The following is a 7,133-nucleotide window of genomic DNA, read 5'->3' as shown; positions in this document are numbered from 1 at the left end:
TTGGCTCACGGCAATGACCCGTAGCGACCCGTCTTCAGGCATCAAAGTGATAAAAGAGGCAACGGGGCGATCTACGGTGAAATATCCGGGTTAGCGCATGAGCTCAACCAGCCCTTGGGGGCGTTGAGCAGTTTTGCCACCGGCTTGCTCAACCGGCTGCGCCAGCAGCGCATCACGTTGGCCGAGGTGGAGCCCGTGGTGGAGCGCATGGAGCGCATGGCCGACAAGGCCGGGCGCGTCATCCAGCGCGTCAACGCCTTTGCGCGGCGGCAGGAGATGCTGCGTCAGCCGCTGGCGCTGGCCCCGTTTGTGGCGCGTGTGGCGGCGGCGGTGCCATTGCCCGATGGTGTGGTGCTGGATGCCGCCGAACTCGAACACGGCCCCACCCCGACCGTGCCCGCCGACGCTTTGCTGCTGGAACACGCCTTGCACAACGTGGTGCGCAACGCCGCCGAATGGGCCGCACAGGCAAACCATACCCTGGCACAAGTGCGCGTGGGCTTGGTGTGCGAGTCTGAGCGTGTGGGCATCTTGGTCGAAGACACCGGCCCCGGCATCCCCGACGACCTGATCCCCACCCTGTTTGAAGCCTTTGCCACCCGCAAACCCGGTGGCATGGGCATGGGGCTGTCGATTGCGCGCTCGATGGTGGAGGCGCACCATGGCCGCATAGAGGTGGGCCGCAGCGCGGCGTTGGGCGGGGCCCAGTTTACGTTGTGGTTGCCGCTGGAATCGGCGTGATGGCGTTCAGGTGGCCGTGCCCGCCGCCCGCTGCCGCAACAAGGCGCGCAGGTCGATGCCCAGCACCTCGCACGCCACCTTGAGCCGGTAGTGGCTCACGGTTTTGCCGGTGGCAAACAGCTCCAGGGCATGGCTGGCCCAGCGGGTGTTGCGGGCGGGCGGTGCTGTCTGGGCGTGGTGGCTACGGGCAGCACCTGGAGTGGGCTGGAGGGTGGCGGGCAGGCTGGCCAGCAGTTGATCGACGTGGGCGCGCCGCTCCTGTGCGGCGCGGTCTTGCTCGGCCTGCGCTTCGGCGCTGAGTGTGATGGGCGCGACGGGCGCGGCGGCGCCAGCACCCGCCGGTGCATGAGCCTGCGGTGTGGCGGTCTGCGGTGGGCGCTGCACCACGGGTGTGGGCGTTGCCACGGCGGGCTGGGCGTAGAACGCGGCCTTGAAGAAGTTGCGCTGCGGCTTGGCCAGCACCCACTGCGCGGCGTCCAGCGGCGTCAGGCCCGCCTGTGCGGCTTCGGTGGCCAGCTGGGCCAGATCGCGCGGCGTGAGCGCGCCTTTGCCGTTGCCAGCGCGCTGGGCGTTGAGCCGCTCCACAGTGCCGCTGGGCAGCGCAGACGCTGGCGTGGCGCAGGCCCCTTCACTGCTCAGCACCGGGGCGGGGGCGGGGAAGGGCGCCAGTACCTCGGCCAATGGCGGAAAAGTGGGCGCGTCTCCTTCCTTCCTCTGTTCGATTCTTTCTTGCCTTTCTTCTTTCTTTGGGTGCAGCGGCTGCACCCCCTCGGCGACGGTTTTTGCACCCGGGGGTGCAGTTTTTGCGGGCGCAAAAAGCGGCGCGGCGCTGGCGCTGCCCGACGGCTCGCGCCACAGCTTATCGGCGGCTATCTGGTAGGCCACGGTGCTGTGCTGGCCGTTGCGCACGGCGGCAATGTAGCCCGCGCGCTCCAGCTGGCGCAGGCGGCTCTGGGCGGTGCGTTCGCTGCAACCGGCGCGCCGGGCCAGGCTGGCCACACTGGGCCACGCCTGGTGGTGCGTAAGGTTGGCATAGGAACACAGCGCCACCAGCACCCAGCGGCAAGACTTTTCCAAGCTGGTGTGCAGCAGCGCGGCACCGACGAGGTCGAAATTGATGAACCCCACCCGGCCCGACGGGGCGGTGGTGTTGAGTTGTTGGTCAGCCACAATGGGCTCCTTCTTGAACAAGGTTGTACTTGTTGTTTGTTTTCCCCGCCAAGAGAAAAAAACAACGTGCGGTGCGGGCTTGGCGGACCGGCAAGAAGGAACCGGCAGTCTTTTGAGGGACTCCCCGCACCGCGCGTGCAACTTGTAGGGCCGTGTACGACCTGAAATCTGGACGCTTTTTAGGCGAAAAAACCGCAACTGGTGGTGCGGCGTTCTGCCTTCTTGACTTGCCGGGCCGCCAAGCCCGTTGCGCGGATTCTAACGGCCACGCCTTTTAAGGCGCAAGCGTGGGGCCAAGAAAACCAACGGGATTTGCCGTGCGCGTGGCCGACGCTGCACTATGATTTCAACCGGTTCCGAAACGAAAGGCAAAACCCATGCGTCCCTCTGTTGTGCTGGACTCCCACCGGAACGCCGTGCGTGACGCGGTGGGCCGCTTCCGTGTTGCCAATCCGCGCGTTTTTGGTTCGGTGCTGCATGGCACCGACCGGGATGGCAGTGACCTTGATTTGCTGGTGGACGCTTTGCCTGGTGCGACCTTGTTTGATCTGGGTGGCTTGCAGGATGAACTGGAATCGCTGCTTGGCATTCACGTTGATGTGCGTACAGCGGCCGACCTGCCGCCCAAATTTCGAATACAGGTGTTGGCTGAGGCGCAAAGCGTATGAACGAGAACAGATTGTCCGACTACCTCGACCACATGCAGCAGGCTGCCACCGATGCGTGCAGCTTTGTGGAAGGACTGGCCCAAGACGACTTCCTGGAGGACAAGCGCACCCAGCAAGCGGTCGTCATGAGCCTCATCATCATTGGCGAGGCTGCGACAAAAGTTATGGATGGCTACCCCGAGTTTGCCCGCGCCCATGCGCAAGTGCCATGGCGCAGCATGCGTGGCATGCGCAACCGCATTGCCCACGGCTACTTCGACATTGATCTGGACGTGGTGTGGGCCACCGTCCAAACGGCGCTGCCCGCGTTGTTACATCAGCTCGCTGCGGTGCGTCCAGAGGCCAACCACGCCCGGTGGGAAGTGCCATGACCGGGCTGCCAGGCCCGTTGCGCGGATCCTAACGGCCACGCGTTTCAAGGCGCAAGCGTGGGGCGTAAAAAACGCTCAGGTCGGTGGTGGGCGGCCTGCGCGTAGTAGGCAACGCACTGGGGGTTGGCGCACATGGCACACGCCATGCACAATCACACACTGTGACCACGCCTCCACCGCCCCTGCCTTGGGTACATATCATCGACGACGACCCGGACTTCCGGGATGCGCTGGCGTGGCTGCTCGATTCGCGTGGCCTGCCAGTGCGCCAGTGGTCGGGGGGTGATGTGTTTGTGCAGGCGGTGCGCGCCGGTGCCCCGCTGTGGGACTGTTGTGTGGTGTTGCTCGACATCCGCATGGAGCCGCTGTCGGGGCTGGCCACGTTTGAGCAGCTCAAGGCGCTGGGCTGGCCGTGGCCGGTGCTGTTTTTGACCGGGCATGGCGATGTGGGCATGGCCGTGGCCGTGGCGGCGGTCAAGAACGGTGCGTGGGATTTTTTGGAAAAGCCGTTCCAGAACAACGCCCTGGTGGATCGCGTGGAGGCCGCACGCCAGGCCGCGCTGCTGTGGCAGGCCGAGGCGGGCGAGCGGTTGGCGTTCCAGAAGGCGCTGGCGGGCTTGAGCGCGCGCGAGCGCGAGGTGCTCGACGAGCTGCTGCAGGGTCACTACAACAAGAACATCGCCGACCACCTGGGCATCACCCCGCGCACGGTGGAGTTCCACCGCGCCAACATCTTTGACAAATTGGGCGTGCAGTCGGCGGTGGAGCTGGCGCACCGCATGGGGCGTTACGGCACGCCGCCGGCACCGCCCAACGCAGCTCCGCTGTAACCAGCGTCAGAACAGCTCAACCACGCTGTCGATCACCTGTTCGTTGACCTTGCCGCTGGCCTGTTCCTGCTCGAAGCACAGCACCTGGTTGCGGCCGCGCTGCTTGGCCTGGTACAGCACGGCGTCGGCGCGCTCGAAGGTGGCGGCGGGGGTGTCGTGGTGGCGGATGCGGGTGTAGCCTATGCTCACCGTCAGGCGCCCTACCTGCGGGAAGGGGTAGGCCTCCACGCTGGCGCGCAGCCGCTCCAGTGCCTGCGCTGCGTGGGCGGCTTCGCTGGTGCGCAGCAGCACCACAAATTCTTCGCCGCCAAAGCGGTACAGGCGGTCGTCGTGCCGGAAGTTGTGCCGCATCAGGCGCGCCAGCAGCAGCAGCACTTCGTCGCCAATCAGGTGGCCGTGCTTGTCGTTGACGTGCTTGAAGTGATCCACGTCCACCACCGCCAGCCAGTAGTGGGCGCTGGTGGTGGTGTCGGGCGGGTCGCGCTGTTCACCGTCGCCCGCCACAGCCAGCACCTGGGGCGGTGGCAGCAGCTGGTTGGTGGCCTTGTAGAAGGTCTCGTCGAACGACTTGCGGTTGAGCAGCGAGGTCAGCGAGTCGCGCTCGCTGTAGTCCAGCAGGCTCAGGAAGTTGCTGTAGATGCCGGTCAGGCCCTGCACCAGCGCCTGCGCCTGGGGCGTGACGGTGCGGTTGAAGTGCAAGTCCACCAGCCGCAGCATGCCGTGCCCGGCGCTGAAGGGCAGCCACAGCCGGGTGCCGCCGCGTTCGGGGCGCAGCACGGCGCAGGCGTTGTCCACCGCCTCCTGGGCCGCGCTCTGGGTGGCCAGTGCCCAGCCGTGCTGATGTTGCTGCCAGTGCGATGCCTGCACCGCCGCTTCCATGCCTTGGCACCACTCCAGCCGGGGCACGCAATAGGGCTGCCCGCTGTGCGGCACCACGTCCAGCAGTTGCACCGAGCCGGGCTGCAGCAGCTCGACCAGCATGTTGACGAACACGCTGTCGCTCACGTCGCGGTCGCGCGACTGGGTCAGGCGGGTCACGTGGTCGATGTAGGCCAGCCAGACACTGTTGCCATCGCAGTCGCCGCATGGCGTAGCGGCCCGCTCCGAGGCGGCACCGCTGTGGCACGAGCGCGACAAAGGGGGGGAAAGCATGGTTGGGGTGTTCCTCGGCCTGCGGTGGTGGGTGTTGTTCTTCTGGTTCGCGGTATTCTACGCAACGCCATGGGGGTTTTGCCCCAGGTTGCCATCTTGCAACACCTACAACACGAGATTCGACATCATGGGCCACCGCTTGAGCCAAATTGCCACCCGCACGGGTGATGCCGGTACCACCGGGCTGGGCAACCAGCAGCGCGTCAGCAAGAACAGTTTGCGCGTCCACGCCATGGGCGATGTGGACGAGCTCAACTCCCACATCGGGCTGCTGCTGTGCGAGGACATGCCCGACGACGTGCGCGCCGTGCTGCAGGAGGTGCAGCACCAGCTGTTCAACCTGGGCGGGGAGCTGAGCATTCCGGGCTACAGTCTGCTGCCGCTGGAGGCGGTGCTGGCGCTGGACGAGGCGCTGGCGCGCTACAACGCGGCCCTGCCCAAGTTGCAGGAGTTCATTCTGCCCGCAGGCAGCCGCGCCGCCAGCCAGGCGCACGTGTGCCGCACCGTGGCGCGCCGCGCTGAGCGCCACGTGGTGGCGCTGGGCAACGAGGAAGCCATCAACGATGCACCGCGCCAGTACCTCAACCGCTTGAGCGACCTGATGTTTGTGCTGGCGCGCGTGCTCAACCGCATGCACGGCGGCGACGACGTGTATTGGAAAAGCCAGCGCCTGGTGCAGCAGCAGGCGGCTGGCTGAGGGCTGACGTGGCCGTGGCCCGGGCAGATGTGCCGGGCCATGGCTGCATCACTTCCGGCTGTGCTGCGCGATCAGGGCCTGCGCGTCGGCGATCAGCGCCTTGCCGTCCACGCCCCTCTTGCCCATTTCTTCCACCCACTGCTGGGCCACGCCCTCCGAGGCCTTGCGCCACTGCGCGATCTCGGCAGCGGGAATGATGGTGACGGCGTTGCCCTTGTTGGCCAGGAATTTCTGCTTGCCCACCGCGTCGTCGTCGCCCACGGTCTTGCCAAAGCGGGCCGACACGGCGCGGCCCGAGTTCTTGTCGATGACCTTTTGCAGCTCGGGCGGCAGGCTGTTGTAGCGCGCCGGGTTCATGGCCATGATGAACACCGAGGTGTACAGGCCCGGGCCGCTGGGGTCGGGTTCGGCGGCAAACTTGGTCAGTTCATCGACCTTGATGCTGGGGCCGACCTGGTAGGGCAGCACCGCACCGTCGATCACGCCCTTGGACAGCGAGTCGGGAATCGTGGGCACCGGCATGCCCACCGGCACCGCGCCCATGGCGGCAATCAGCTTGGTGGTCAGGCGCGTGGCGGCGCGCAGCTTCAGGTTTTTCCAGTCGGCCATGGTCTTGACCGGCTTGTTGGCGGTGAAGATGGAGCCCGGGCCGTGCACGTGGGTGGCCAGCAGCTTGACGCCCCTGAACTCGTCCTTGCCGTGCTTTTCGGCGTAGTCCCACACGGCGGCGCTGGTGGCTTCGGTGCTGCTCATCATGAAGGGCAGCTCGAACACTTCCATCTTGGGGAAGCGCCCGGCGGTGTAGCCCGGCAGCGTCCAGATCACATCCGCCACGCCGGTGCGTGCCTGGTCGTAGAGCTGGGCCGGGGTGCCGCCGAGCTGCATGGACGGGAAGATCTGGCACTGCAGCCGGTTGCCCGAGTCGCGGGCGATGTCGTCGCACCAGCCGCGCAGCATCTTGGCGTGCTGGATGGAGCTGGTGTTGAGGAAGTGGTGCAGCTTGAGGGTGACGGTCTGGGCCTGGGCGCCCAGGGCCGCGCAGGCCAGGGTGGCACCGACCGCGGTGGCGCGCAAAAGGGATGTCATCAAATTTGTCTCCGGGTTGTTGTTGTTGTGGCGGGGGCGGGGTCAGCCCAGGTTGAGCAGCACGCGCCGCTCGACGATCTGCACCGGGTAGGTGCGGATGTTCTCGGTCAACGGGGCGCACAGGGCTTGACCGGTACACACGTCAAAGCGGCCCTGGTGCAGCGGGCATTCGATCTCGTGCCCCTCCAGGAAGCCGTCGCTCATGCGCGCCTTGCCGTGGGTGCAGAGGTTGTCGGTGGCAAAGACTTTGCCTTCCACCTCGTACAGGGCAATGTCCTTGCCCGCCACGTTCACGCCAATCACGTCGCCTGCGGGTATGGCGTCCAGGGTGGAGGCTTCGATCCAGTTGTCTGTCATGGTGCGGCCTGCCTTGTTCAGATGGGGTAGATGACCCAGACTGAGCGGCAAGCCTCGGGGT

At 66.2% G+C, this 7,133-nt stretch carries 9 protein-coding genes; 5 read left to right on the top strand and 4 right to left on the bottom strand.

The features are described from left to right. The first annotated feature begins 69 nt into the window (after positions 1 to 69). Positions 70 to 741 carry a sensor histidine kinase gene (locus CON76_RS01965; RefSeq protein ID WP_338063671.1) on the top strand — a complete coding sequence of 224 codons (672 nt, stop codon included), beginning with the start codon at positions 70 to 72 and terminating at the stop codon, positions 739 to 741. 6 nt (positions 742 to 747) lie between these two features. On the opposite strand, the gene CON76_RS01960 is transcribed toward CON76_RS01965, so the two are convergent. After that, a complete protein-coding gene (locus tag CON76_RS01960) occupies positions 748 to 1,911 on the bottom strand; it encodes a helix-turn-helix domain-containing protein (protein WP_169928955.1) in 1,164 nt (387 codons plus the stop codon). 377 nt (positions 1,912 to 2,288) lie between these two features. Here CON76_RS01960 and CON76_RS01955 point away from each other — a divergent pair, with 377 nt between their 5' ends. The 3 genes from CON76_RS01955 to CON76_RS01945 all read left to right on the top strand — a co-directional run bounded on the left by CON76_RS01955 (position 2,289) and on the right by CON76_RS01945 (position 3,780). Then, on the top strand, positions 2,289 to 2,579 hold the full coding sequence (locus CON76_RS01955; RefSeq protein WP_101101565.1) for a nucleotidyltransferase family protein: 291 nt from the start codon (positions 2,289 to 2,291) through the stop codon (positions 2,577 to 2,579). After that, on the top strand, positions 2,576 to 2,950 hold the full coding sequence (locus tag CON76_RS01950; RefSeq protein ID WP_101101563.1) for a HepT-like ribonuclease domain-containing protein: 375 nt from the start codon (positions 2,576 to 2,578) through the stop codon (positions 2,948 to 2,950). The genes CON76_RS01955 and CON76_RS01950 overlap by 4 nt, the downstream gene beginning before the upstream one ends. A 161-nt stretch (positions 2,951 to 3,111) precedes the next feature. Beyond that, complete coding sequence (locus tag CON76_RS01945; RefSeq protein WP_240592720.1) at positions 3,112 to 3,780, top strand: response regulator transcription factor; 669 nt, start codon at positions 3,112 to 3,114, stop codon at positions 3,778 to 3,780. Between the two features lie 6 nt (positions 3,781 to 3,786). Here CON76_RS01945 and CON76_RS01940 read toward each other — a convergent pair whose 3' ends face one another. After that, positions 3,787 to 4,932 (bottom strand): GGDEF domain-containing protein, encoded by a 1,146-nt coding sequence (locus CON76_RS01940; RefSeq protein WP_101101561.1) that lies wholly within the window; start codon positions 4,930 to 4,932, stop codon positions 3,787 to 3,789. Between the two features lie 127 nt (positions 4,933 to 5,059). Here CON76_RS01940 and CON76_RS01935 point away from each other — a divergent pair, with 127 nt between their 5' ends. Beyond that, positions 5,060 to 5,629 carry a cob(I)yrinic acid a,c-diamide adenosyltransferase gene (locus CON76_RS01935; protein ID WP_101101559.1) on the top strand — a complete coding sequence of 190 codons (570 nt, stop codon included), beginning with the start codon at positions 5,060 to 5,062 and terminating at the stop codon, positions 5,627 to 5,629. 48 nt (positions 5,630 to 5,677) lie between these two features. Here the strand turns inward: CON76_RS01935 and CON76_RS01930 are convergent, their stop codons facing one another. Together CON76_RS01930 and CON76_RS01925 are read right to left on the bottom strand one after the other, a co-directional pair. Then, positions 5,678 to 6,715 carry a TRAP transporter substrate-binding protein gene (locus tag CON76_RS01930; RefSeq protein WP_101101556.1) on the bottom strand — a complete coding sequence of 346 codons (1,038 nt, stop codon included), beginning with the start codon at positions 6,713 to 6,715 and terminating at the stop codon, positions 5,678 to 5,680. 42 nt (positions 6,716 to 6,757) lie between these two features. Continuing rightward, on the bottom strand, positions 6,758 to 7,072 hold the full coding sequence (locus tag CON76_RS01925; RefSeq protein ID WP_101101554.1) for a non-heme iron oxygenase ferredoxin subunit: 315 nt from the start codon (positions 7,070 to 7,072) through the stop codon (positions 6,758 to 6,760). Between the last annotated feature and the right edge of the window lie 61 nt (positions 7,073 to 7,133).

Origin of the sequence: Macromonas bipunctata, from assembly GCF_002837135.1 — a bacterium.
GTDB classification, from domain to species: domain Bacteria; phylum Pseudomonadota; class Gammaproteobacteria; order Burkholderiales; family Burkholderiaceae_C; genus Macromonas_A; species Macromonas_A bipunctata.
Note: the sequence above shows the minus strand (reverse complement) of the source record. Positions and strands in the feature narration are given on the sequence as shown.

Excerpts from the sequence above, each read along its gene's own strand:
- CON76_RS01935 (WP_101101559.1), top strand. The coding sequence starts at position 5,060 with ATGGGCCACCGCTTGAGCCAAATTGCCACCCGCACGGGTGATGCCGGT.
- CON76_RS01955 (WP_101101565.1), top strand. The coding sequence starts at position 2,289 with ATGCGTCCCTCTGTTGTGCTGGACTCCCACCGGAACGCCGTGCGTGAC.
- CON76_RS01925 (WP_101101554.1), bottom strand. The coding sequence starts at position 7,072 with ATGACAGACAACTGGATCGAAGCCTCCACCCTGGACGCCATACCCGCA.
- CON76_RS01940 (WP_101101561.1), bottom strand. The coding sequence starts at position 4,932 with ATGCTTTCCCCCCCTTTGTCGCGCTCGTGCCACAGCGGTGCCGCCTCG.
- CON76_RS01930 (WP_101101556.1), bottom strand. The coding sequence starts at position 6,715 with ATGACATCCCTTTTGCGCGCCACCGCGGTCGGTGCCACCCTGGCCTGC.
- CON76_RS01950 (WP_101101563.1), top strand. The coding sequence starts at position 2,576 with ATGAACGAGAACAGATTGTCCGACTACCTCGACCACATGCAGCAGGCT.